This window comes from Rossellomorea sp. LJF3 (assembly GCF_037046045.1).
GTDB lineage: Bacteria > Bacillota > Bacilli > Bacillales > Bacillaceae_B > Rossellomorea.
Genome location: NZ_JBANLY010000006.1, coordinates 125709 through 151133 on the forward strand (window position 1 = coordinate 125709; position 25425 = coordinate 151133).

Consider the following 25425-nt stretch of genomic DNA (forward strand, 5'->3'; position numbering starts at 1 on the left):
TGCCTATTCCACCATATGACAGTCTGTTTGTACAATATTATTATTTTGGGATTGTGTTTTTCCCCTGAGTGTCCCAATCAAGTAAAGAACAGCATATAGATGATGCCGACGACTATAAAGCCGCCGCACAGGGTGAGCAGAACTTTCGCCAATGTTTCCATATTCTCTCTCCTTACGATATACCGGCACCTATAACATAGGATAATCCGACTGAAATGACCAGTGAAATGAAGCCTACCGCCCGGTTATCATTTTCAATTTCCTCATCGATCCTGAATTTCGGGGTCAGGAATTCATAAATGAAATACCCGATCAACAGCAGGAAAAAGCCAAACACACCCCACCCGATCGTCGTGAGGATGGTATCGTTATGACTGATGGAATGCCGGAAAATATTCGCTATCCCGAATATTTTCCCTCCCGTAGCCATGGCCACTGCCATATTTCCTTTTTTGATTTCTTCCCAGTTCCGATATTTCGTCACCAGTTCAAAGATCGCTAAGAACAACACCAGACAAAGGATGACCACACTGTAATTCCCCGCCGTCTGAACAAATTCATTTTCCCAAAAGTTCTCCATCGTAAAGCTCCCTTTACCTTGTTATTTAAATTGAACGACCGTTACGCCCGTTCCACCTTCACCTGCATCCCCGAAACGGATGCTCTTGACAGACCGGTGATTCTTCAAGTACTCCTGTACTCCCTGTCTTAAAGCTCCCGTCCCTTTTCCGTGGATGATGGAAACGCGTGGATAGCCTGCAAGCAGCGCGTCATCAATGTACTTCTCAACCCTCGATAAGGCATTTTCAAAACGCTCTCCGCGCAAGTCAAGTTCAAGGCTGACATGAAAGTCTTTCCCTTTCACCGTAGCGAGGGGTTTCGTTTCGACCTTTTGTTGGGATTGAATGAATTCAAGATCCGATTCCTTCACTTTCATCTTCATGATACCCATTTGGACCTGCCATTCCTTCGCCGATACCCGCTCGATCAAATGACCCTTTTGATCGAAGCTAAGTACTTTGACTTCGTCCCCGGCCTTCAGTTCATGCTTGGATCCAGTCGCTTTCTTCTTTTGACCCGTTTTCAACTTAGGTGTCGCATCTTCAAGCTGCTTTTTCGCCTGGATCAATTCATGTTCTTTGATCTGGGCTGACTTTTCCTGCTGCATTTTCCGCAGATCCTTGATGACCTGCTCAGCTTCCGCCTTCGCTTTTTCAACGACCTCACTGGCTTTTTGCTGGGCTTTTTCGTAAAGGGCATCCTTCTTCTCGTAATACTCCATCATTTGCTTCTGCATGTCTTTATGCATCTTCTCAGCCTGTCTCAACAGCTCATGGGCTTCCTCGAGCTCCCGTTCACCCTGGCGTCTGCTGTCTTCAAGTGAAGCGATCATATTCTCGACTTCTTTGCTATCGGTACCGATATGGGACTTCGCCCGTTGAATGACACCATCTGACAATCCAAGACGTTTGGAAATGTCAAAGGCATTACTTCTTCCCGGGACCCCAAGCAATAGCTTATACGTAGGACTTAATGTCTCTACATTAAATTCCACACTGGCATTCACGACTCCTTCACGATTATACCCATACGCCTTCAACTCGGGATAGTGAGTGGTCGCCACGACCCTTGCCCCTGTTCCATGAACTTCATCAAGGATGGAAATCGCTAATGCCGCCCCTTCCTGAGGATCGGTACCGGCACCAAGCTCATCGAACAGCACCAGGCTCTCATGATCGACCTTTTTCAGGATGTCGACTATGTTCACCATATGGGAAGAGAAGGTACTCAAACTTTGTTCAATCGATTGCTCATCCCCTATGTCAGCGTAAATCGTCCGGAATACACCGACCTCGGAACCATCAAGTGCCGGTATCGGAAGACCGGCCTGGGCCATCAAGCTTGTTAAGCCCAGTGTTTTCAATGTGACGGTTTTACCCCCGGTATTCGGACCGGTGATGACGATGGAGGAAAATTCATTCCCAAGTTCGATATCATTCGCCACTGCCTCATCGATTGGCAAGAGGGGATGACGTGCTTTATTCAGCTTCACCCTGCGTTCATTATTGATCGTAGGCTTTGACCCTTTGATCGATCGTCCGAATTTCGCCTTGGTAAACATGAAATCCACGTCTGACAGGACGTTGACGATCAGAAGCAGTTCTTCCCCCGATTCTTGAACGCTTTCAGACAGTTGCTGAAGAATCTTCTCGATTTCCGTCTGCTCTTTCAAACGGAGCTCACGGAGCTGGTTATTCAGCTGAACAATCGCTTCAGGCTCGATGAATAACGTCTGTCCCGAAGAAGATTGATCATGGATGATCCCGCCATATTGACCCCTGTACTCCTGTTTGACCGGGATGACGTATCGATCATTCCGGATGGTGATGATCGCATCGGATAACATCTTCTGTGCGTTGGATGAACGGATCATCCGCTCAAGCTTCTCCCGGATCCGCCCTTCGTTGGCACGGAGCTGGGTACGGATCGTGCGGAGGGTTTCACTCGCCGTATCCAATATTTCACCGTTGTCATCCACCACTTTACGTATATCCTGCTCTAAATGAGGAAGCGGGATGACCGTCCCCATCTTACCTTGTAAGAGGGGAATATCCACCTCTTCCTCCAAGAGCTCTTCTACAAAAAGGGTCAGCTTCCGGCTTGCCCGGATCGTACTTGCCACCTGGACGAATTCAGACGGCGAAAGCATACCGCCGATTTGGGCACGCTTCACGTGTGGCCGGATATCAAAAATCCCGCCAAGTGGAGCATGACCTTTCAATCTGAGAATCGTCATGGCTTCATCCGTCTCTTCATGAAGAGCGGTGATCTCTTCATAATCCACCGACGGCATGAGGGAGGAAACCCTTGCATGACCAAGGGCAGATGCTGCAAATTGCTTTAATAATTCTTTGATTTTATCAAACTCTAACGTTTTCAATACTTTAGAATTCACGGAATGTATTCCACCTTTTATCAGTTTCGCTTAATGTATTGTATGAACTCATTTTTATCCCATGTATTGATGACCGTGTCTTTCTTGATCCATCCTTTACGTGCCGTACCGACACCCACTTCCATAAACTCAAGGTGATCGATACTGTGGGCGTCCGTGTTGATGACGAGCTTCACACCCTGCTCCTGTGCATTCCGGATGTTTTCAGCAGACAGATCCAGACGATTCGGATTGGCATTCAGTTCAAGAGCCGTACCGGTTTCTTTCGCCAATTGAATAAGAAGATCCATATCAACGTCATACCCTTCCCGCCTGCCGATGATCCTGCCCGTAGGATGGGCGATGATATCCACATGGGCATTTTCCAATGCAGTCTTCAGTCTCTCCATGATTTTTTCACGGGGCTGGGAGAAGCTTGAATGAATGGAAGCAATGACGAGATCTACTCTTTCCAGAAGGTCATCATCATAGTCCAGGGTACCGTCAGGAAGGATATCCATCTCGATCCCTGAGAGGATTTCTATATCATCATACTTCTTATTCAGTTCCTTTATTTCATCGATCTGCTTCACCAACCGCTCGGGAGTGAGGCCGTTCGCCACCCGCAGATACTGTGAATGGTCTGTGATCGCCATATAGTGATACCCCTTGGCACGGCACGCCTCCACCATCTCTTCTATGGAATAGGCACCGTCGGACCATGTGGAGTGCATGTGAAGATCACCCTTTATATCATTCAGTGTAAGGAGCGGGTAATCCCTCTTGAACCCCTCCACTTCTTTTCCATCTTCCCGGAGCTCAGGCGGGATCCACGGAAGGTCGAAGTGATGATAAAATGCTTCTTCGGAATCGAATGTTTTCACTTCTCCTGTTTCACTATCCTCAACGCCATATTCACTGATCTTCTCTCCGCGCTCTTTGGCAAGCTGGCGCATACGGACGTTATGATCCTTCGATCCCGTGAAATGATGCAGGGTCGTGGCAAATTCTTCAGGCTTCACGATGCGAAAATCGATGCTCACATCCCAATGGTACGCGAGGGTCAATGACACCTTCGTGTCCCCGGCTGCAATCGTCTCAACGATATTCGGCAACTTCAAAAGCCCTTCCTTCACCTTTTCCGGGTGCTCGGTCGAGACGATGAAATCCAGATCTTTAATGGTTTCTCTCATCCTTCTTAAGCTTCCGGCTCTCGAATACGTTCCAATGCCGTCGATTTCAGAAAGAAAGCCTTCGATTTCTTCCGCGATCCCCATCATAAAGCCGATTGGAAGCCGGTCCGGCCTTTTCCCAACCTGTTCAATGGAAGCAAGGATCTTTTCTTCGGTCTTTTTCCCGAAGCCTGCAAGTGCCTGTACTCTGTTTTCTTTACACGCTTCTTCCAGGTCCTCTATGTTTTCGACCCCAAGCTCACTGTATAGCTTCGCGATTTTCTTCCCTCCAAGACCCGGCAATTGCAAAAGAGGGATCAACCCCTTCGGAACTTCTTCCTTCAGCCCTTCAAGAACAGAGGATGTCCCTTCATTTATGTACTCTTCAATAACGGAGGCCGTCCCTTTGCCGATTCCGGCGAGCTTCGTGAAGTCGCTGATTTCCTGCAGGCTCCGGTCATCATTCTCAAGGGCCGCTGCCGCTTTTCGGTAGGCGGATGTTTTAAACGAATTCTCGCCTTTCAATTCCATATATATCGCAATGTTTTCTAATAATTTTATAATATCTTTTTTATTCAAGGGAATCACCTACAATCATAGAATTAACGATCAGGAATCACGTTCATTTAGAAATCCAGAACGTCTCCAATTATATAGTAGCAAAACTGGTAGAAAAAGAAAAAAGACTGACTTATAAGATGAACAAATCGTTAGTTAATGGCTTCCCTAACGAATGTAAGTTGCATACTTATAGTCAGCCCTTTTTCAGGCTACATATTCAATCCACCAGGATTTCACCATATCGGAGAAAACAGGAGTATGTTTCACCATCGCTTGTGCAATGAATGAGTTATTGATGAATGTTTGAACCGACTCGATCGGCAATAATACCGCAATATACAAGAGTATGAATATCATTAAGTAGGATTCAACAAAACCGAGTATCCCACCGCCAAGAACATTCAGCTGCTTCAATAGTGGAAGATGGGCGACAAAGTCAAGCATCGATCCAATGATTTGAAGAATGATACGCACTGCGAAGAAAATCATCGCAAACGCGATTACACGGTAATATGCCTGATCCAGATGGGTCGATTCAAAAATCATATTTAACGTGGATTGCTCGTCCAAAACAGGATAAGGAATCCATAAAGTCAGCTTTGGTGCAAGCTGATCATAGTATATGTATGCTACAATGAAAGAAACGATAAATCCGAAAATGTGGATGACCTGCAGTATGAATCCACGTTTTAAACCTATTAAAAACCCTATCACCAGGATGACCAACAAAGCTAAGTCCAACATCTTTATTCAATCCTTTAATCGTTTGATTTCCCGTTCAAGCTCTTCAAACTTTTCCTGAAGTTTGAGATAATCATTCACGGCATTGACAGCTGTCAAGACCGCAAGCCTGCTTGTGTCGAGAGATGGATTCATGGAGTTGATTTCTCTCATTTTGTCATCCACTTTAGAACAAACGTATCGGATTTGACTTGTTGATTCAGTCCCAACAATCGTATATTGTTGACCATATATGTCCACCGTGGTGCGATTTTTTTGTTCTTCAGACAACCTGAAAGCCCCCCATTCATAAGAATCCTACACATAATCATACCATGAAGTCTTTTGATTATGGAAGGAATTTGTCATATGCACTCACATTTTTTATTAAATTCAAGAAATTTGTCATAAGGAGAGAGAAACTTGGCCAATACCGTCCTACAAACAACGAAAGATACAATCGAGAAAATGAAAAGTCATTACAAACATGCCTTAATCGAAAAACTGCCGCCGGGGGCAGTCTTTGTCGCAAAGCCATCAGGCTGTACGATCACCGCCTATAAATCCGGCAAAGTAATGTTTCAAGGGGCAAACGGTGAAGGTGAAGCAAGCCGGTGGGGAAGCAGCGCACCAGCCAAGGTGAAATCCCCTTCCAAAGGGACTGCCAGCCTCCCCGAGAATTTCGCAAATTGGTCCGTCATCGGTTCTGATGAAGTAGGGACAGGAGACTTCTTCGGCCCGATCACCGTAGTGAGCGCTTACGTAAAGAAAGAGCAGATCCCACTCATGAAAGAGCTCGGGGTCAAGGATTCCAAAAACTTATCCGACCCTCAAATCATCAGTATTGCAAGGGATCTGATTTCAACCATTCCCTATTCACTGCTTATCCTCCACAACCCGAAATACAATGAGATGCAGGCAAAAGGAATGACCCAGGGGAAGATGAAGGCACTCCTTCATAACAAAGCCATACTGAACCTGCTGGATAAGATGGCACCGGAACAACCCGAAGGCATCTTGATCGATCAGTTCGTCGAAAAGAATACATATTTCAAACACATCGCTGCCCAAACGAAAATCCAGCGGGACCGCGTGTACTTCAGCACAAAAGGCGAAAGTATCCACCTGGCCGTCGCAGCTGCATCGATCATCGCCCGCTACGCCTTCTTAAAAGAAATGGACAAGCTGAGTGCGAAAGCAGGTGTGGAAATACCGAAAGGCGCCGGAAAACACGTGGATGTGGCAGCCGCGAAGATCATCAAACGAAAAGGGATCGAGGAATTACAATCCATGACAAAATGGCATTTCGCCAATAGTGAAAAGGCCATGAGGTTGGCAGGGAAATGAGGATGGCCCCACTGGTTGTAGCTGGTGGGGTTTTTTGTTTGTGTTTTTTGGCGTTCAGCATGAGAATTTTGGTTGGGATTCAGCTGCTGATTTTTCTTTGTTTTTCAGCAGCTGAAGTTTGGTGTTTTTTTAGCTGTTGAATATGTAACGTATTTCACCTGCTGAATCCCCCCATTATTTCTCCTGTCAAAATCCCCTCTATTTTCAACAGGCAAACAAGTTCCCCACCACACAAAAAAAGATGCCAGACCAATGTCTGACACCTCTCTTTAAAAGCCCAATTATCCTCTCAATTCAGCTCCTGCTTTTTCTTTCACGGCTGCAAGTACTCCATCATGCACTTTCACCACTTCTTCATCGGTCAATGTTTTTGCCGGATCGAAGTATTTCAAGGAGAATGCAAGTGATTTCTTGCCTGCTTCCATATGCTCGCCTTCATAAAGATCGAAGACGGACACTTCTTTCAGAAGTTTTCCACCTGCTTCTTTGATGATGGATGCCAGGTCCCCGGCTTTCACATCCGTGTTCACTACAAGGGCGATATCCCTTGTGATCGATGGGTGGCGAGGGATCGGCGTGTAGCTTAATGCCGGCTTTTCATAATGGAAGACAGGTGATGCCTTCAGTTCGAACACATACGTTTCGTTTAGATCCAATTCTTTTTCCGCTTCCGGATGGATCGCTCCGACGAAACCGATCACTTCGTTGTCAAGGAGGATTTCGGCCGTACGTCCAGGGTGCATGCCGTCTACGGTTGCCTGACGGAAGGAGACGGCTTCTGATACACCGATTTCTTCGAACATTCCCTCAAGGATCCCTTTGGCTACATAGAAGTCGACAGGCTTTTTCTCGCCTTGCCAAGGGTGCTGGTGCCACAGGCCTGTCAGCGCTCCTGCAATATGCTCTTCTTCCTGAGGAAGTTCTTCGCCTGTTTCCGTTAAGAATACAGATCCTACCTCATAAAAGGCAAGAGAATCATTTTGACGGGCTTTGTTATATGAAACCACTTCAAGAAGCTGTGGAATGATGCTTAAACGAAGGTTGCTGCGTTCTTCACTCATCGGCATCAATAAGCGGACAGGCTCCCTTACGTCCAGTGCATAAAGACTTGCTTTCTTGTCGTTTGTCAATGAATACGTGATCGCCTGCAGGAGTCCCGCTCCTTCCAGATAACGGCGAACCGTACGGCGCTTCAGCTGGTGATTCGAAAGGCCGCCAGGTGTTGCCTCTCCTTCTGGAAGTGTCATCGGAAGATTGTCATAGCCGTAAAGGCGGGCCACTTCTTCCAGTAAATCTTCGGGGATGGTGATATCCCCTCTTCTTGTGGGAGCCGTTACGACGAATGTTTCGCCATTTACTTCTGCATCAAATTGAAGTCGGCGGAAGATATCTTCCACTGTTTCAACGGTAATGGATGTTCCAAGTGAGGAATTGATCTTTTCTAACGTAATCTCCACTTTAACCGGCTCTACATCCAATTCATTAAATAAAACAGTGCCTTCAAGAACTTCTCCACCGGCATATTCGGCCATCAGCCCAGCCGCTCTTTCCCCGGCTTTCAGGACACGATTCGGATCGACACCTTTTTCATAACGGGTACTGGCTTCGCTTCTGAGTCCGTGGTCTTTCGATGCACCTCTGACAATGGAACCGGTGAAGTAAGCTGCTTCAAGAAGGACAGTCGTCGTGTCATTCTGGACTTCTGAATTGGCTCCACCCATCACTCCGGCAAGGGCAACGGGATCAGTCCCGTTTGTAATCACAAGCTGGCTGCTTGATAGCGTTCTTTCCGCATCATCCAGTGTCACGAATGTTTCGCCGTCGTTTGCCCGGCGAACAAGGATTTCCTTTGAACCAAGGCGGTCGTAGTCAAAAGCGTGAAGAGGCTGACCGTATTCCAGTAACACGTAGTTCGTAATGTCGACTACGTTATTATGTGGACGGATCCCGGCTGAAATCAGTGCATTTTGCATCCAAAGTGGAGATGGACCGATTTTGACATTCTTGATGATTTTTGCCCCGTAAAGAGGATTATCTTCTTTCGCTTCTACTTTTACCGATACATAATCCGATGCTTTACCGTTGCCTTCTGAAACTTCGGTTGTCGGAAGCTTTACGTCACGGTCCAGGATGGCGGCGACTTCATACGCCACTCCAAGCATGCTTAAGCAATCAGAACGATTGGGTGTCAATCCTAATTCGAGGATCGCATCATCCAGGTTCAATAATTCAACCGCATTGCGACCAACTTCAGCCTCATCACTGAATACGTAGATTCCCTCTGCATGCTCTTTCGGTACGAGCTTTCCTTCGACTCCAAGCTCCTGAAGGGAGCAGATCATCCCGTGGGATGCTTCGCCGCGGAGTTTGGCTTTTTTGATTTTGAAGTTACCAGGAAGGACCGCCCCTACTTTTGCGACAGCCACTTTCTGGCCTTTTGCCACGTTCGGTGCCCCGCAAATGATTTGGACTGGCTCTTCTTCCCCTACGTCCACAAGGCATTTATTTAACTTATCCGCATCGGGATGCGGCTCACATTGCAGGACGTGCCCGACGACCACATTTTTGATCTCTTCGCCGATCCGTTCGACACCTTCGACTTCAATCCCGCTTCTTGTAATCTTCTCCGCCAACTCTTCAGGTGTTGTGCCTGATAAGTCTACATAATTTTCTAACCATTTATATGAAACAAACATGTGTTAGTACCTCCCTATCGTTTTTCTTTACTCTTGTGTTCCGAACTGTGTCACAAAGCGAGTATCGTTTGTGTAGAAATGACGGATGTCGTCGATCCCATATTTCAGCATGGCAATACGCTCTGGTCCCATACCGAAGGCGAAACCTGTATATTTCTTCGAATCGAATCCGGCCATTTCAAGGACATTCGGATGAACCATCCCTGCTCCGAGGATTTCGATCCAGCCCGTTCCTTTACATACACGACAGCCTATTCCTCCGCAGATCTTACATGAAATATCCATTTCGACAGATGGCTCTGTGAATGGGAAGAAGCTCGGGCGCAAGCGGATTTCACGGTCTTCACCGAACATTTTCTTGGCAAATACATTCAGCGTCCCTTTCAGATCACTCATCCGGATGTTTTCGTCGATGACAAGGCCCTCGATCTGGGTGAATTGATGTGAATGGGTCGCGTCATCCGTATCACGTCGGTACACTTTACCAGGGCAGATGATCTTGATAGGGCCCTTCCCTTTGGCCAGTTCCATCGTTCTTGCCTGAACCGGTGACGTGTGGGTACGCAGAAGGGTTTCTTCCGTAATATAGAAAGAATCCTGCATATCACGTGCCGGATGTCCTTTAGGGAGATTCAGGGCTTCGAAGTTATAATAGTCCTTCTCCACTTCCGGTCCTTCAGCAACCGTGTAGCCCATGCCGATGAAGAGATCTTCGATTTCTTCCACGATCATCGTCAGGGGATGGTGATTCCCTTTTTTCACAGGGCGACCGGGTAACGTGACATCGATCGTTTCAGATTGAAGCTTCTTTTCGACCGCTTTTTTTTCAAGAACAGCTTGCTTTGCTTCGATGGTTTCGGTAATCGCTCCACGGACTTCATTTGCAAGAGCCCCCATTTTAGGACGCTCTTCTGCTGAAAGTTTCCCCATCCCTTTCAAGGCTTCGGTGACAGGTCCTTTTTTGCCTAAATAAGCAACACGGATGTTGTTCAGTTCTTTCAGATCTTGTGCTTCGTTCACTTTTTCGATGGCTTCTTGTTGAAGGGATCGTAATTTGTCCTCCATTGTTCTTCCTCCTTTAATGTATATCGTCCGAATGTTTCCTTGGATTGGTTTTTAAACAAATAAAAAAACCCCATCCCAAAAAGGGACGAGGTTTATATCGCGGTACCACCCTTATAAGCAAATCCACAGGGGGATCTACTCACTTCATTCGGATAACGGCTTATGCCGGAGCATCTTTACATTCGCAGGTGGAATGGTCCCGATGCCAACTCGAGAGGTGAAATGTTCACATCATGTTTTCTTAAGAATGCTTACAGTCCAGGGCATTCTCTCCCTTGAAGAAGGTCATGTGTTACTTTCCTCTTTCAACGTCTTTTAAGTTATATGTGCATTATTATAGTGAATTTCACGGCATAATTCAAACCTTTTCACGAAATTCACTGCCCTTTTTTAAAATGATACATTAAAATGCCTGCCGCAATGGCCACATTCAATGATTCACTCTTACCGTAGATAGGGATGTAGAGGTTCTGGTCCGTTTCCTTTAAAAGGTCCTTCGACATGCCGTTCCCCTCATTCCCTACGATGAGGGCATAAGAAGATTGCGGGCTGATCGAGGTATACTCCACTCCGTTTTCAAGAGCCGTCCCGTAAACAGGGATACTGCGCTCTTTCAGGGCTGAGATGGTTTCAGACAGTTCTTTTCTGACGATCGGAATATGAAAATGACTTCCTTGTGCCGAGCGTAAAACTTTCGGATTATAAGGGTCAACTGTCCCTTTACCTAACACGACCATATCGATTCCCGCCGCATCGGCTGTGCGGATGATCGTGCCGATATTGCCGGGATCCTGAAGACCGTCGAGAAGTATGAATGTGCCTGCCTGATCAAGGTCATGCTCATCTTCTCTCTGCCTGCATATCGCAAAGATCCCTTGAGAGGTCTCGGTATCAGTCAGGATCTTCCCGACTTCATCCGATACTATGGTGACAGAAACCGAGTCCACCGTCCATTTCTGGGGAAGAACGATTCCTTCCACGAGGATCAACTCAAGGACCGTATCCTCCTGCTTTAATGCTTCTTCCACAAGGTGAAATCCTTCAATGATATATGTACGGGTAAGATCCCGTTCTTTTTTCGTCAATAATTTCTTCCACTGCTTCACTACAGGATTTTTCGAGGATTGAATATACTTCAATCGTATCCGCTCCTTTTGATTACTATTCAAGGTCTCATTATACCTTAACTTTCATACATAATAAATTCAATTTGAGACAAGATAACAATGAATTCCTCATCCTAGCAAAAAGGAGAAATGCGTGATGAATCTTAACTTACGTAAAGCGATCATACACAATGTATCTGGAAACAACCAGGACGAATTGAGAGACACCATCGTTGATGCCATCCAGGGGGGAGAAGAAAAAACCCTTCCAGGTCTCGGTGTACTCCTTGAAGTCTTCTGGCAAAACGCCGATCCAGAGGAACAGAAAATGGTCCTTGAAACATTAGAGGAGTCATTGCAGCAGCAACAAATGCAGTAAAAGCATGGGCAATCCTGAATCGGGGTTGCCCTTGTTTATTGGAAAGAACGTAAATTCCCCTGAATGGTTTTAGACTGACTCTTTCAGTGGTAATACAACATACATAAGGAAACGAAGGGGGAAACGAAGGTATGAGTCAGGAGAAAAGCGCATTATTGATCATCGATATGATTAATACGTTTGATTTCCAAGGTGGAGAGGTTTTATACGAAAACACAATGAACATCGTCGGAAACATCCGGGATTTGAAGAAGAAAGCGAAGGAAGCCGGGTTACCGATCATATATGTGAATGACAACTACGGCCTTTGGCAGGACAATATGAATGATATCATCGAGGAATGCAAAAAAGGGAAAGGCAAAGACGTAATCGAAAAACTCCATCCCGATACAGACGATTATTTTATCATCAAACCGAAACATTCCTGTTTTTTCGGGACACAGCTTGATATCCTGCTTCATCAGTTGGATGTGAAGCATCTGATCTTAACAGGGATCGCAGGTGACATCTGCGTGCTGTATACCGCCAATGACGCCTATATGAGGGAATATGACATGTCGATCCCAAAGGACTGCATGGCTTCCGAAACCGAAGAGGACAATGAAAGTGCCATCCGCATCATCAAGAAGACGATTGACGCCGATATGACCTCTTCGAAAGAAATGACGTTTAAATAAAGACAAATAAAGAGACCCTGATTTCAAAAGGGTCTCTTTCATTGCACTCAATCAAACGTAATCTTCGCCACGGTGTCGCTGTCGAGCTTCTTGATCACTTCTGTAATCAGCTTCACGGCGTTCTCGTAATCATCACGATGCAACATCGCTGCATGTGAGTGTATATAGCGTGTCGCAATGGTGATGGATAAGGCAGGAACTCCATTGGCTGTCAAATGGATTGCGCCTGAATCCGTTCCACCTCCTGCGATGGCATCGAATTGATACGGAATGTTATGCTCATCCGCTGTATCCGTCACGAAATCGCGAAGTCCCTTGTGGGAAACCATGGACGCATCATATAAAATGATCTGTGGACCTTCGCCCATCTTACTTGACGCTTCCTTATCAGAAACCCCGGGTGTATCCCCTGCGATTCCAACATCCACACCAAAACCGATATCAGGCTGAATCTTGGCGGCAGCCGTTCTCGCGCCACGCAGGCCGACCTCTTCCTGAACGGTACCGACTCCATATACGACGTTCGGATGACTCGCATCCTTCAGGTTTCTTAGTACATCGATGGCAATCGCACATCCGATGCGGTTATCCCATGCTTTCGCCAGGAGCATCTTCTCGTTGTTCATCACCGTGAATTCGAAATGAGGGACCACCATATCTCCCGGTTTCACTCCCCATTCCTGTACTTCTTCACGGCTAGAGGCACCGATATCAATGAACATATCTTTGATGTCGACGGGTTTTTTGCGTGCTTCCGGAGGCAGGATATGCGGCGGCTTGGAACCGATCACACCCGTCACTTCCCCTTGGCTCGTCACGATCGTCACACGCTGGGCAAGCATGACTTGGGACCACCAGCCTCCTACGGTTTGAAAGCGCAGGAACCCTTTGCTGTCGATCTGGGTGATCATGAATCCGACTTCATCAAGATGTCCAGCCACCATGATCTTAGGACCGTTTTCATCGCCCACTTTTTTCGCGATCAGGCTCCCCAGGTTATCTGTCGTCACTTCATCTGCAAATGGTTCTATGTATTTTTTCATGACTTCCCGTACTTCTCTCTCATTACCCGGTACACCCTTGGCATCGGTTAAATCTTTTAGCATTGTCAATGTTTCATCTAATTTCGCCATTGTTTCGACCCCCTAAATATTGTTTTACCTTTTCATTATACTAAAACCTGTGTGATTCATCAAAATTTCCTGAATCTTCTTTACTATCGCGGATTAATATCCTTCTTTTTGACGATTATAATTCACTTCATTTTTCTTCACATACGCATCGAACACTTCTTCATGTGTGAATCCGAGCAGTTCGCCAAGGTACACGTAGTGCCTGAATAGCTCCTGGAAATGTTCAACGGAACGCTCTTCAGCAAAGTGGTTGGCATATTTGAATACTTCCATGAATTGCTTTGTCACATCTTCATTCGTATAATTCGTCTCCCCTATATCGAATTGTTGAATTCCGATTTCGATTCCCAGTGACAGGATGAAATGGACCCCGTCCACAAATTCTTCGAGGATCACATCCTTTGATGAAGAAGGTTTCGTACTCCAGAACTTAAAGCTTCTCGTTTCATTGGCCAGTTCCCCTACCTCAACCAGGAGGGCAAGGATTTTTTTATCGATCAGATCTTCTTGTTCCAAGCCGTGTTCCTCTTCGATATGCTGATCAAGCTTCTTTTGCATGTCCAATAATTTTTCAATATTCATTGTGATATCTTCCCTTCGATGCCTTTATTTCTTACACACCCTCTTAGTATGACAAATTTTTAAACAAATTTATAATAATATGAAACCTTTTTCTGATTTAACCGTAAATAGTAGTGGAAGAAATATGCCTATGGAGGTAATGGTTATGCTTTGGCTTATTCGGTTAGTGCTTTTGATCCTTATTCTTTATCTTTTATACAGCAGCGTGAAATACATTATCAACCCAAAGCGAAAACTGGAGCTTGCCCAGGAGCAGAAACGTTTTTATTTTCTCGATGATCAGGAAAATGTCCGGAAGAATTTTCACATAACGTACAAAGGTGTACGATTTGAAGGAGAAAAATATCTTGGTGCAACCGAGAAGGCATTCGATGTGGTTTCCATATTCGTATGGACCAAACATGTTTCCTCCTTAAAAGGGCTTACCCGGGAAGATTTCGAATACCTCCAGAACGAAATCAAAGAAAGATACCCCAATGCCAAACTCGACTGGAAAAGTCCGATCCACGAATTTCTTCAAAAATCACAACAAAAAAACGACTAGCAGAGCTGGTCGTTTTTCATTTTTATTTACCCGGAAAAAACTCTCTCCATTGAATGACTCTGACTTTTTCTCTCAGGAGGTAAAATAGGACGATAAGTGCGATGAAGATCATGACGAGAATGGGTGGGGAAAATTGTTTGATGTATTGGCCGAACACCGTATAGAAAAACGCCAGGGGAATATTGGAAAGGACGGAGGCGCGTATGAAGGGCTTGAGCTCCTTCTTCCGCTCGAGCAGGCAAAGATTCAAGAGCTGGTAATGGACAAAGGGAATCAACCTGAGAACCGCAATCTGACCCGTGGTGAGGGTGGCATTCCGGCCGAACCACTTTTCTTTCAGCCTCAGGAGTTTTTCATAAAACGATTTGAAACTTTTGATGACAAAATAAAAAGTGACAGATAAGAGCGTTAATCCGATCAACGAATACAGTGTGCCGAAGAGACTCCCGAACAGAACCCCTCCCGCCATACAGACAAGGGCGACGGGGATGAACAGAAACTGCCTCAGGATATGAAATACGATAAACAGAATAGGAGCCATATATCCGCTTGCTTCCATCAGGGCGAATGCAGCAACCAACCGTTCGTCCATGGCTTATGCGACCTCCTTCTGCTATTCTAAGCTGTTTCTACAAACCCTCTTTATATAGTATGTATGAGAGACGGGTTAAAGAATGAAAACTTTAACGTCACAAATTCACGTTCAGCCAGATGAATAGCACACAATGGACGATGACAAGCAATGGGAAGCCGATGGCAAACGCTTTGTGCTTCGTTTTATGCCTGAACACCTTCATACCCAGATACGCTCCGACGCTGCCTCCGACAATGGCGACCTGCCACAGCACCCGCTCGCTGATGCGGTATTCATGCCGCTCTGCTTTCCGTTTATCTCTCCCCATGACCGTAAAGCCGATAATATTGATGATGACGGTATATAGATATAAAATCCCTGTTAATGCATCCATGATTTCTACCTGCTTTCTTAATGTAAATGATAGAAGAAAGGACCGGCCAGGGGCCGGTCCTTATTGTCTGCTGACTTAGTCGGCAGTTAATTATTTGTTTAGTTGAGCTTTAGCAGCGTCAGCTAATTGGTTGAATGCTTTTTCGTCAGAAATCGCAAGCTCAGCAAGCATTTTGCGGTTTACTTCGATACCAGCAAGCTTTAATCCGTGCATTAAACGGCTGTAAGAAAGACCGTTCATACGTGCAGCCGCATTGATACGTGTGATCCATAGTTTACGGAAATCACGTTTCTTTTGGCGACGGTCACGATAAGCATACATGTATGATTTCATGACTTGTTGATTTGCTACTTTATATAAAGTATGTTTTGAACCGAAATAACCTTTGGCTAATTTAAGAACTTTTTTACGACGTCTGCGTGTTACTGTTCCGCCTTTTACGCGTGGCATAATAATTCCCTCCTGTTTCTAATACTTCTTATTTTAGGTTGTCAAGCATATGACGAATGCGTTTGAAATCTCCTTTAGAGACAACAGCCGCTTTACGTAGCTTACGCTTTGCTTTAGTAGATTTGTTTGCGAATAAGTGGCTTGTGTAAGCGTGTGAACGTTTAAGTTTACCAGAACCTGTTTTCTTGAAACGCTTAGCTGAGCCGCGGTGAGTTTTCATTTTTGGCATGATGCTTTTCCTCCTCGGGTCCTTTATTTTTCGTTGACTGGTGCAAGCACCAAGAACATACTGCGACCATCCATTTTCGGTTTTGATTCAACGGTTGCTACATCTTTACACTCATCACTGAAGCGATCCAGAACGCGTTGACCAATTTCTTTGTGCGTAATCGCACGACCTTTAAATCGGATTGACGCTTTAACTTTGTCTCCTTTTTCAAGGAACTTACGAGCGTTACGAAGCTTGGTGTTGAAATCATGCTCATCGATCGTCGGGCTCAAACGAACCTCTTTAAGATTGATGATTTTCTGATTTTTACGCGCTTCTTTGTCTTTCTTCTGTTGTTCAAACTTAAACTTACCGTAGTCCATGATACGGGCAACGGGTGGTTTTGCATTTGGAGCAACAAGAACAAGATCAAGATTTACACGTTCAGCGATTTCAAGAGCTTCATTCTTGGATTTGATTCCAAGTTGCTCACCGTTTTGATCGATAAGACGCACTTCACGGGCACGAATGGTTTCGTTTAAGATCATGTCTTTGCTAATAATTAGCCACCTCCAAGGTTTATTAAAAGAATACACGGCTTTGGCCGACGCACCCGCTTCCTTTTTCCATGTACAGGACACAAAAAAAGATGCGAGTGTCGAAACACCCGCACCTGATTATTAAGCATATATAAATGGCTTTAATAGTCAATCACATACCTGGTAACAGCAATAACGCGTTATTCAGGTGAGAAGCGGGTAGCTCCTACTTGTACCAAACTGTATTCAATTCACCTTAGATACTATATCACATGACAATACCGCTGTCAAATAATCATTTAATATCACAACGTATTTCATAATATCAGACATCTAAAGAGAGTGCAACAGTTTTTTGAAATTAATTGGGGAGGGACGGACCTCCAACGGAAACATTATGGTAAACCACAATGACCATTTGGAGGTCCGTCCCTCTTCAGTTTTTAGCGATTCGCTTCTTTTGTGATGTGACCGATGAATTCGTCAAGGGAAATCGTTTCTGATTTTTGCTCTCCGTATTTACGGACGTTGACGGCCGTTTCCTTGATTTCATTGTCTCCCACGACAAGCATGTAAGGAACTTTGCTCATCTGTGATTCACGGATTTTGTAGCCGATTTTTTCATTACGGTCATCGATCTCTACACGAAGCCCTTCAGCCTGAAGCTTTTCTTTCACTTCTTTCGCGTAGTCGAAGTGAACATCCGGAGAAACCGGGATCACCTGAACCTGCGTTGGAGCAAGCCATGTCGGGAATGCACCTTTGTATTCCTCGATCAGGAAGGCAACGAAGCGTTCCATAGTGGATACAACTCCACGGTGGATAACGACAGGACGGTGCTGCTTGCCGTCTTCCCCAACGTATGTTAAGTCAAAGCGCTCTGGAAGTAGGAAGTCCAGTTGAACAGTGGATAACGTTTCTTCTTTCCCCAGTGCCGTCTTCACCTGCACGTCCAGCTTAGGGCCGTAGAATGCCGCTTCCCCTTCTGCTTCGAAGTACTCGACATCCAGTTCATCCATCGCTTCTTTGATCATGCCTTGTGCACGGTTCCACATTTCATCGTCATCGAAGTACTTTTCTGTATCTTCTGGATCACGATATGAAAGGCGGAAAGAATAATCATTCAGATCAAAATCTTTGTACACTTCCTGAACGAGGCGTACAACACGCTTGAATTCCTCTTTGATTTGATCCGGACGTACGAAGATATGGGCATCATTCAGAGTCATCCCGCGTACACGCTGAAGTCCTGACAGGGCACCGGATAATTCATAACGGTGCATCGTCCCAAGCTCAGCGATACGGATCGGAAGCTCCCGGTAGCTGTGGATGCCGTTTTTGTAAATCATCATATGATGCGGACAGTTCATCGGGCGAAGGACAAGATCTTCATTGTCCATTTCCATGACCGGGAACATGTTTTCCTGATAGTGATCCCAGTGACCGCTTGTTTTGTACAATTCTACGCTTCCCATGATAGGAGTGTAAACGTGGTCGTAACCCAGACGCTCTTCTTTATCGACAATATAGCGTTCGATGATGCGGCGGATCGTTGCACCTTTAGGCAGCCACATCGGCAGACCCTGTCCCACTTTTTGTGAGTTCATGAACAGGTTCAATTCTTTCCCGATTTTACGGTGATCACGCTCTTTCGCTTCTTCTAAAAGACGAAGATGCTCTTCAAGGTCTTCCTTCTTGAAGAAAGCCGTACCGTAAATCCGTTGAAGCATTTTATTATCACTGTTTCCACGCCAGTAAGCACCGGCAATGCTTAACAGCTTGAATTCTTTGATTTTATTCGTTGACGGGATGTGGACCCCACGGCAAAGGTCGAAGAATTCACCCTGCTCGTAAATGGAAACCTGCTCTCCCTCAGGAATGGCTTCAAGAAGTTCAAGCTTGTACTCATCTCCGATTTCTTCATACATTTTCTGCGCTTCGTCGCGGCTTACTTCTTTACGGACCACTTCCAGGTTTTCTCCTGTGATCTTCTTCATTTCCTTCTCGATCACCGGAAGATCCTCAGGCGTGAACGTATGCTCTGAATCGATATCGTAATAGAATCCGCCTTCAATGACCGGACCGATTCCAAGCTTCGTTTCAGGGTATAAACGTTTGATGGCCTGTGCCATTAAATGGGCCGTACTGTGACGAAGGACTTCAAGGGCATCCGCTGAAGGAGCCGTCACGATTTCAATCGCTCCATCTTCCTGAATCCCTGTACGCAGGTCGATCATTCCGCCATTTATTTTACCAGCGAGCGCCTTCTTCTTCAGTCCCGGACTGATGGACGCAGCAATCTCTTCTGTCGTCGTACCCTTAGGAAACTCCTTGACATTTCCATCCGGGAACTGCATTTTCACTACTTCTGACATGTGATTTCACTCCTTGAAATATCTTTATAAAACATAAAAAACCCCGCCCCTTCACGTTTGAAGGGACGAGGTTAATAAGTAAACTCGTGGTTCCACCCAACTTCTCATTGTCTTGGTTTGAAGACAATGACTTCATTGAAAAACGAATAACGACATTTAGCCGTCAATCATTACTGTGAACCGGATAAGGTTCCGTTCATGATTGAAGTTCCGAGGTGGTAAATATCACTACCGAATTAGGAAGCTTGCAGCCAAATGACTTCCCTCTCTGTGAATGAATAGGAATATTATTGTCCTCATCATAACCTTTATTTATTGACTTATTATGTAGGTATTATAATCGGTTATGTTTTGAAAAGCAAGCCTATTCATTCGCAATATCCCACGAAGGATAAAGAAGTGTATCGGGAAAATAACTCAACGGCAGAAGATCGATTCGTTCTTCAAAAATATTCTGCAGCGTCCTGATCAATTGATGATCACCATTTCCATAAACGAGTATCTTCTCAGGGGCAAGGGATAATAAAGGGGCAATGGTGAATGAATCTACATATAAGGGGTGATTGGTGAGCAGCCGTTTATCGATCGCCTTCGTCAGCTCCTGCCGTGTCACTTCTTTCATGTCTTCATCAAAGAAGCGAAATCCATAACCTGTCGAGTAAAGATGGACCGTGCGCATTTTCTGCTCCCTTGACGAGAGATATTCCCGCAGCATATGAACGAACATCTGATATTCCTGCTCCATCTTATATTCGTCTATGGCGAGATCCAGCATCAGTAAAAGCCTTTCCTGAAACTTCTTCAACCTGAACTTGCTGAACGAGTCGAATGAGATGGGTGCCTTCCCCTCTAACAGAAGCTCAAGGCTCTCATGGACGTATCCGGCCTCGTCCCATTCACCGATCAGCTCCATCAATTCGGGCCGTTCCCCCATCCTCATCTCTGACACGATTTCTAGTATTTGATTGATTTCATCAGCATCTTCGTACAAATAATTTTCTCTCAAGGCTGATTCGGACCAGTCCATGCATTTATCATTCATGACGAATTTGGAAACCCCGTTGAAAAGCTTTTCCCGCTCCTTGAAGAAGGGGGAAACCTCTATCGTCAGATTATAGTGAGTTGTATGTTGAAAGAGCGTTTCATGAAACCATGATTGGATGAACTCTTTATTGAGGTATTCTTGAAGCTTTACCGCATCATTTTTTTGCTTAAAAATAAATTCAATCAAACTTTCTCGCCTCCTTAAACCCAATTCCCTGATTTATATATATGGGAGGCTTGTATAAATTAGAAGTTGATGAGGGAAATTCTTTTGGGTGATACTGGATTGAAGTGAGTACAGCGGCAAGGTTTTCGTTTTAGGTTGCTTCTTTGGTTGGGTGCGGCTGTTTGATACCCCAACCTCGACTGGTTTGGCGTGCACCCGACTGCTGGATAGGACAAATCCAGCCGATTTCACCGTGAATCCAGCCGTTCAACGTGAAAATCCAGCCGAAATGCCTCATAATCCGGCGGTTTTTTGTAATAATCCAGCCAAACTCCCACATAATCCAGCCGTTTAACAATTTATGTAAATCACCCACATTCGCGTACATACCTCTCATCACGCCTCAACCAAAAAAAAAGAAAGGAAACCGCATGCGATTCCCTCTCCTTCAAACTATTCCCTTCGATTCCGCCCGTCAATCAACACAGGCTTAGATAAATATTTAATCCGCTCCATGATCCGCGCAGCCTTCAGTTTCTCTTCTTCCCCACGCTGACTGTAGGTCAGGTGATGGGTCAGCTCGTTGAAGTTGAAGTTGGAGGTGAAGAATGTCGGCAGGTTCTCAAGCATCCTGTACTGGAGGATGGTGCCGAGGATTTCATCCCTTCCCCAGCTGGACATGGTTTCCGCTCCGATGTCATCAAGCATGAGGATCGGGGCCGATTTTACCATCTCAAGCTTTTCATTCACTGTATTATCACCGAGTGATTGTTTGATTTCCCTGAAAAACTCGGGAACGTATACGATAAGGGATCCGATCTTTTTCTCAGCAAGTTCATTGGCCATGGCCCCTAACAGATAGGACTTGCCCACTCCGAACTTCCCGTAGAAATAGAGACCCTTCATTTTCGTCCCTTCTGTATAGGTCTCTACGAAATTCTTCGCAAGACGCACTGCTTCCAGCCGGCTTTTCGAATCAAGATCGAGGGTCTGGAAGGAGGCCTGTAAGATATCCTTAGGTACGTAAAGGCTTTTGATCAGACGCTGGGCACTTGTTCTTTCATCATGGATGACTTTCCGCGGGCAGCGATGATAATCGATGTCGATGGTGTTTCCCCTGATCACCAGATGAGGGTCATACCCTTCCATCATATTCTTGCATCCCTGCAAAGAAGGGCAATAACGGCATTCCTTGCTTTGAGAGATGTACTCATAAAGTTTCATCAGGCTTTCATTGACCATTTCACCTGTTACCCGGCCTTCATTCCTGCGGATAAAATCTTTTACATCATTATTTTCTAAGATTTCTTTTTTCATTTGTTCATATCTCTGTTGAAATGACCCGGAAGTCGCCAGCCTTTTTAAGGTGTTATTGATTTTCTCCATCGTTTTGTTCACCTACTTCCGAAAATTTTTGAGTTCTTCTTCGAGTTTTTTCTTTTCTGCTTCGAAGTCGTATCCTTCTGCAGTGGTATCGGATTCTTCCGCCGTTTCATCTTCCTTGAACCAGTCCGGAAGCTTCTCGGTACGGATCGGCTTTCTCCGCCTGTTCGATTTCGTTTCCTTTTTACCTTCAGCCCATTCGAGATACTGTTTATGTTCATTCTTCGCAAGTATCATCGCTTCACTTGCCGACGTTACCTTTTTCCTGGACCAATGGGAAGCGATCTTCTCCATATATCCTTTTGTCAGCTTCATGTCTGTTTTCAATAACACGTATTGAATCAAAACATTCATGACTCCGATCGGCAGCTTCTGGGACATGAGCACTTCCTCAACGGCTTGAAGATCAGCCTTGGAAGGAGACCCGCCATTCGAAATGTCCGATAACACATCCTTTGGTGAGGTGGTTTCCAGGTAGTCGATGAGCTCTTCCTCCTGGGAAAGTGGTTTATCCCGTTCTACCGCTTTCTTCGTTTCCACTCTCGTCGTCAAATCAGGCAATTGATCACCCGTTTGCATGCCATACCAGTCCCGGGCCGTTTTACGCAGCAATTCGATATCGATCGTATCATCCGCATCCAGGGAGCTTAAGACGATATTCTTCATCTGAAGAGGATCGATCCCGTACAGATAGCTCAGCTTCAATACCGTTTCCTTCACTTTCGGTGTAAAGGCTTTGCGTGGGACCATGGATTCCGATAACCCGGCCAGCAGCAGCTGAAAATCAAAATCGATTTCATCCAGGGCAAGTCCATCATTCTTGCCGTATTTCATATATTGTTCACCTGATCCGGTTTCCGAATCCACATTCGCATCATGGTGAAGGAAATTAATCGGTTCAGACGTGAAGACATCCTGGAAAGATCGGGTAATGTCTGTGTACTGATTTTTATCAGCTGATGCATCCGTGAAAAATTTCTTCAAACGCAAATAGTGGGTCCGGCCGATTTTACGGTACAAATACACATTCAGCATGCCATCATGAAAGAATTCCTGAGGAGAAAGGGGCGGCTGCAGTTCATATAGAAAACGGCGTTCTTCATCATCCTTTTTTTCATACACCTTCAACAATCCGATTCCCTCGAGCTTCATCCTTGCTTCGTAGACGTCCTGAAGATTGACGGACAGGACGTTCATCAAGTGATAATGGGTGGAATCCGTCGACCAGAGCCGATTCTCTTCCACTTCTCCCCATAGACTCATGTAGAGGCTGTAGCAAACGGTACCGATTAAAGGCTGGTATAGAAACGTAATGATTTTCCGGTCATATTCCTGAAGCATCCCATGTGTCCCTACCGTGTAGTGATCGATTGGCTGTATTTCATTCCAATGCTTCTTCATCATAGTTGGATTCTACCTTTCAATAAATAAAGAGAAAAGAGCCAAAGAATTCCATCTTCAGCTCATTCTTCTACTCTTTTTTTATTAATTCTTTTAACTCGTCTATAAATACATTAATATCCTTAAATTGTCGATATACGGATGCAAAACGGACATATGCCACTTCATCAACTTTCGCAAGGTGATCCATGACCATCTCACCGATCTTCACAGATTCTACTTCAGAGGCACCTTGATTCCGCAGGTCCTTTTCGATATCCGTTGAGATCTTCTCTAATCTTTCAAGAGGTACCGGGCGCTTCTCACAGGCCTTGATCAGTCCCCTCAAAATCTTTTCTCGACTAAACTCTTCTCTTACCCCTTCTTTTTTCACCACAATTAAAGGAAGCTCTTCAACCTTCTCAAAGGTCGTGAAGCGAAATGTACATTCTTCACATTCTCTTCTTCTCCTGATGGAACGTCCTTCATCAGCAGGTCGTGAGTCCACCACTCGGGTACCATTATGCTGGCAAGACGGGCATTTCATAATATCAGCTCCGTTATTACATACTATTACCTTCATCATATAAAAAAGCGGCAACTTACACAAGCTTCTATAGGATTTACCGTTATTTCACTTTTTTCAATTCGCCATCAAGCTGGTGATAATAATGGTTGATTTGCGCTTTTAAAACGGTATATGTACCAAAGATCTTCCCTTTATCCGCACTGACCTTGAAATCGACTGCCGTTTCAAGCGGGCGCACGGTAATGACCGTGGCAACGATAAATAATTGAGGCGTCCCGTTTTTCCGGACGGTGATTTCCCCTCTGTCCTTGGACTGGGAGATCACCTCGTATTCTGACGACGAGAATAATCCCAGCACGGCATTAAATGCACCTTGATGCATGGATTTATAATAACGTGATTGCAGTTCCTTATCTTCATGCTGATCGGACGTTTCACACTCCGATTGAAATCGCTTTAACAGGGTACGTATTCCACTCATATCAAGTTCCTCCCTTTAGTTACCCTTATTTTACACGAAAAGGCACGATTGAAAAACCCATAAGTGCACGTACGAAGGCGCGAAAAAAAAAGAGATGCATGAATCACGCATCTCTTCTGAGTTATTATCGATTAAAGGGCTTGAGCCTGGGACTTCTTCACTTGTACAGGACCCATTCCACGCGGCAATTCAATGGTTTCGCGTGTGTCAGCACCAAGAGCATCTGCAATATATTCAGCTGCGATATTAGGATCTAGATCACCGCAAGTATATACATCAATACTGGCATAACCATGTTCAGGAAAACTGTGGATAGTTAAGTGTGATTCAGAAATGATCACGACTCCACTCACACCTTGAGGAGCAAATTTATGGAAAGCCACCTCACGCACTTCTGCACCTGACTTAAGCGCAGCATCTACGAATGTTTTCTCAATTCCTACTACATCGTTTAATTTTTCAAAATCGCAACCCCATAATTCTGAGATTACATGACGACCCATTGTTTCCATTTTCGTATTTCCCCCTTTGACATAATTTTTTTCGTCAAAATGAACGAATCCTTTGGCAAAATCTTAACTACCACGGGGGAAAGTTAGTCCGAAGAGGTCCTAACCCTTTAAGTAGTTAAATCAGTATTCATTTGCTAATAAGAAGTTCACGAAAAATAGTATACTTTGTTTAAAACTCTTTTGCAATAAATTTTTATAAAGTTTTTTATATGGGTAGGTTATCTGATTAGGCTATGGTGTAAAAACCATGACCGTTCCTTTCCGCTGCAGGCACTCGCTTTCCGCGGGGCTGGCGGTGAGCCTCCTCGGCTGCGCCTGCGGGGTCTCGCCTGTCCAGCTTTTCCCGCAGGAGTCGAGTGCCTTCCGCTTCAATCCACTCTGTGATACTACATTAGATACACATATATATAGATAGTGCAATCAGCTTTTTTAAACACAAACAAACTTTAAACGGCAGCAACCAGATGTCCCTT

The 25425-nt window shown here is 45.1% G+C and carries 27 protein-coding genes and 3 other annotated features; of the genes, 4 read left to right on the forward strand and 23 right to left on the reverse strand.

Annotated features, from left to right (window positions below; all coding sequences use genetic code 11):
- Positions 1-172: 172 nt before the first annotated feature.
- The 5 genes from V8G47_RS08470 to zapA all read right to left on the reverse strand — a co-directional run bounded on the left by V8G47_RS08470 (position 173) and on the right by zapA (position 5679).
- The gene (locus V8G47_RS08470; protein ID WP_098439680.1) at positions 173-580 is read right to left on the reverse strand and encodes a DUF350 domain-containing protein; all 408 of its coding nucleotides are present in this window, start codon (positions 578-580) and stop codon (positions 173-175) included.
- 21 nt (positions 581-601) lie between these two features.
- A complete protein-coding gene (locus V8G47_RS08475) occupies positions 602-2956 on the reverse strand; it encodes an endonuclease MutS2 (protein WP_336199719.1) in 2355 nt (784 codons plus the stop codon).
- A 20-nt stretch (positions 2957-2976) separates the two neighbouring features.
- Entirely contained in the window at positions 2977-4692 is a 1716-nt protein-coding gene (gene polX / locus V8G47_RS08480) for a DNA polymerase/3'-5' exonuclease PolX (RefSeq protein WP_336199758.1), read from the reverse strand.
- 180 nt (positions 4693-4872) lie between these two features.
- Positions 4873-5412, reverse strand: coding sequence for a CvpA family protein (locus V8G47_RS08485; protein WP_034757049.1), 540 nt, complete (start codon positions 5410-5412; stop codon positions 4873-4875).
- A 6-nt stretch (positions 5413-5418) separates the two neighbouring features.
- The gene (gene zapA / locus V8G47_RS08490; RefSeq protein WP_034757046.1) at positions 5419-5679 is read right to left on the reverse strand and encodes a cell division protein ZapA; all 261 of its coding nucleotides are present in this window, start codon (positions 5677-5679) and stop codon (positions 5419-5421) included.
- Between the two features lie 132 nt (positions 5680-5811).
- Between zapA and rnhC the strand changes: the two genes are divergently transcribed.
- On the forward strand, positions 5812-6735 hold the full coding sequence (rnhC, locus tag V8G47_RS08495; protein WP_336199720.1) for a ribonuclease HIII: 924 nt from the start codon (positions 5812-5814) through the stop codon (positions 6733-6735).
- 281 nt (positions 6736-7016) lie between these two features.
- On the opposite strand, the gene pheT is transcribed toward rnhC, so the two are convergent.
- From pheT to V8G47_RS08510, 3 genes are all read right to left on the reverse strand, one after another.
- Positions 7017-9431 carry a phenylalanine--tRNA ligase subunit beta gene (pheT, locus tag V8G47_RS08500; protein WP_336199721.1) on the reverse strand — a complete coding sequence of 805 codons (2415 nt, stop codon included), beginning with the start codon at positions 9429-9431 and terminating at the stop codon, positions 7017-7019.
- Between the two features lie 27 nt (positions 9432-9458).
- Positions 9459-10496, reverse strand: a complete 1038-nt coding sequence (gene pheS, locus V8G47_RS08505; protein WP_336199722.1) for a phenylalanine--tRNA ligase subunit alpha — start codon at positions 10494-10496, stop codon at positions 9459-9461.
- Positions 10497-10574: 78 nt separating this feature from the next.
- Positions 10575-10814, reverse strand: a binding site (T-box leader).
- Between the two features lie 59 nt (positions 10815-10873).
- On the reverse strand, positions 10874-11635 hold the full coding sequence (locus tag V8G47_RS08510; RefSeq protein WP_336199723.1) for a TrmH family RNA methyltransferase: 762 nt from the start codon (positions 11633-11635) through the stop codon (positions 10874-10876).
- Positions 11636-11759: 124 nt separating this feature from the next.
- Between V8G47_RS08510 and sspI the strand changes: the two genes are divergently transcribed.
- Together sspI and V8G47_RS08520 are read left to right on the forward strand one after the other, a co-directional pair.
- Positions 11760-11981 carry a small acid-soluble spore protein SspI gene (gene sspI, locus V8G47_RS08515; RefSeq protein WP_034757033.1) on the forward strand — a complete coding sequence of 74 codons (222 nt, stop codon included), beginning with the start codon at positions 11760-11762 and terminating at the stop codon, positions 11979-11981.
- A 131-nt stretch (positions 11982-12112) separates the two neighbouring features.
- Positions 12113-12658 (forward strand): cysteine hydrolase family protein, encoded by a 546-nt coding sequence (locus tag V8G47_RS08520; RefSeq protein ID WP_336199724.1) that lies wholly within the window; start codon positions 12113-12115, stop codon positions 12656-12658.
- Between the two features lie 47 nt (positions 12659-12705).
- Here the strand turns inward: V8G47_RS08520 and V8G47_RS08525 are convergent, their stop codons facing one another.
- Together V8G47_RS08525 and V8G47_RS08530 are read right to left on the reverse strand one after the other, a co-directional pair.
- Entirely contained in the window at positions 12706-13791 is a 1086-nt protein-coding gene (locus V8G47_RS08525) for a M42 family metallopeptidase (protein WP_336199725.1), read from the reverse strand.
- A gap of 93 nt (positions 13792-13884) precedes the next feature.
- Positions 13885-14373 carry a dUTP diphosphatase gene (locus V8G47_RS08530; RefSeq protein WP_336199726.1) on the reverse strand — a complete coding sequence of 163 codons (489 nt, stop codon included), beginning with the start codon at positions 14371-14373 and terminating at the stop codon, positions 13885-13887.
- Between the two features lie 145 nt (positions 14374-14518).
- On the opposite strand from V8G47_RS08530, the gene V8G47_RS08535 reads away from it, so the two are divergent.
- Positions 14519-14917, forward strand: a complete 399-nt coding sequence (locus tag V8G47_RS08535) for a hypothetical protein (RefSeq protein WP_034757022.1) — start codon at positions 14519-14521, stop codon at positions 14915-14917.
- Positions 14918-14939: 22 nt separating this feature from the next.
- Here the strand turns inward: V8G47_RS08535 and V8G47_RS08540 are convergent, their stop codons facing one another.
- The 13 genes from V8G47_RS08540 to speD all read right to left on the reverse strand — a co-directional run bounded on the left by V8G47_RS08540 (position 14940) and on the right by speD (position 24952).
- Positions 14940-15509 carry a TVP38/TMEM64 family protein gene (locus V8G47_RS08540; RefSeq protein WP_336199727.1) on the reverse strand — a complete coding sequence of 190 codons (570 nt, stop codon included), beginning with the start codon at positions 15507-15509 and terminating at the stop codon, positions 14940-14942.
- A gap of 97 nt (positions 15510-15606) precedes the next feature.
- Complete coding sequence (locus V8G47_RS08545; RefSeq protein ID WP_336199728.1) at positions 15607-15885, reverse strand: DUF1294 domain-containing protein; 279 nt, start codon at positions 15883-15885, stop codon at positions 15607-15609.
- A 90-nt stretch (positions 15886-15975) separates the two neighbouring features.
- Positions 15976-16335: a 50S ribosomal protein L20 gene (gene rplT, locus V8G47_RS08550; RefSeq protein WP_034757014.1), complete on the reverse strand. Its 360-nt coding sequence runs from the start codon at positions 16333-16335 to the stop codon at positions 15976-15978.
- Between the two features lie 28 nt (positions 16336-16363).
- Complete coding sequence (gene rpmI, locus V8G47_RS08555; protein ID WP_032087387.1) at positions 16364-16564, reverse strand: 50S ribosomal protein L35; 201 nt, start codon at positions 16562-16564, stop codon at positions 16364-16366.
- Positions 16565-16587: 23 nt separating this feature from the next.
- A complete protein-coding gene (gene infC, locus V8G47_RS08560; protein WP_336199759.1) occupies positions 16588-17091 on the reverse strand; it encodes a translation initiation factor IF-3 in 504 nt (167 codons plus the stop codon).
- 89 nt (positions 17092-17180) lie between these two features.
- Positions 17181-17320: a sequence feature (ribosomal protein L20 leader region), on the reverse strand.
- Between the two features lie 205 nt (positions 17321-17525).
- Positions 17526-19457 (reverse strand): threonine--tRNA ligase, encoded by a 1932-nt coding sequence (gene thrS / locus V8G47_RS08565; protein WP_336199729.1) that lies wholly within the window; start codon positions 19455-19457, stop codon positions 17526-17528.
- Between the two features lie 58 nt (positions 19458-19515).
- Positions 19516-19769 (reverse strand) — a binding site (T-box leader).
- A 52-nt stretch (positions 19770-19821) separates the two neighbouring features.
- On the reverse strand, positions 19822-20688 hold the full coding sequence (gene ytxC / locus V8G47_RS08570) for a sporulation protein YtxC (RefSeq protein WP_336199730.1): 867 nt from the start codon (positions 20686-20688) through the stop codon (positions 19822-19824).
- Positions 20689-20818: 130 nt separating this feature from the next.
- Entirely contained in the window at positions 20819-21043 is a 225-nt protein-coding gene (locus tag V8G47_RS08575; protein ID WP_336199731.1) for a hypothetical protein, read from the reverse strand.
- A 77-nt stretch (positions 21044-21120) separates the two neighbouring features.
- Complete coding sequence (dnaI, locus tag V8G47_RS08580) at positions 21121-22053, reverse strand: primosomal protein DnaI (RefSeq protein ID WP_336199760.1); 933 nt, start codon at positions 22051-22053, stop codon at positions 21121-21123.
- A 12-nt stretch (positions 22054-22065) separates the two neighbouring features.
- Positions 22066-23451, reverse strand: a complete 1386-nt coding sequence (locus V8G47_RS08585) for a replication initiation and membrane attachment family protein (RefSeq protein ID WP_336199732.1) — start codon at positions 23449-23451, stop codon at positions 22066-22068.
- Between the two features lie 70 nt (positions 23452-23521).
- Entirely contained in the window at positions 23522-23977 is a 456-nt protein-coding gene (gene nrdR / locus V8G47_RS08590) for a transcriptional regulator NrdR (protein WP_034757001.1), read from the reverse strand.
- An 82-nt stretch (positions 23978-24059) separates the two neighbouring features.
- Positions 24060-24440, reverse strand: coding sequence for a hypothetical protein (locus tag V8G47_RS08595; RefSeq protein WP_051758182.1), 381 nt, complete (start codon positions 24438-24440; stop codon positions 24060-24062).
- Positions 24441-24571: 131 nt separating this feature from the next.
- On the reverse strand, positions 24572-24952 hold the full coding sequence (gene speD / locus V8G47_RS08600; protein ID WP_034756998.1) for an adenosylmethionine decarboxylase: 381 nt from the start codon (positions 24950-24952) through the stop codon (positions 24572-24574).
- Positions 24953-25425 lie beyond the last annotated feature (473 nt).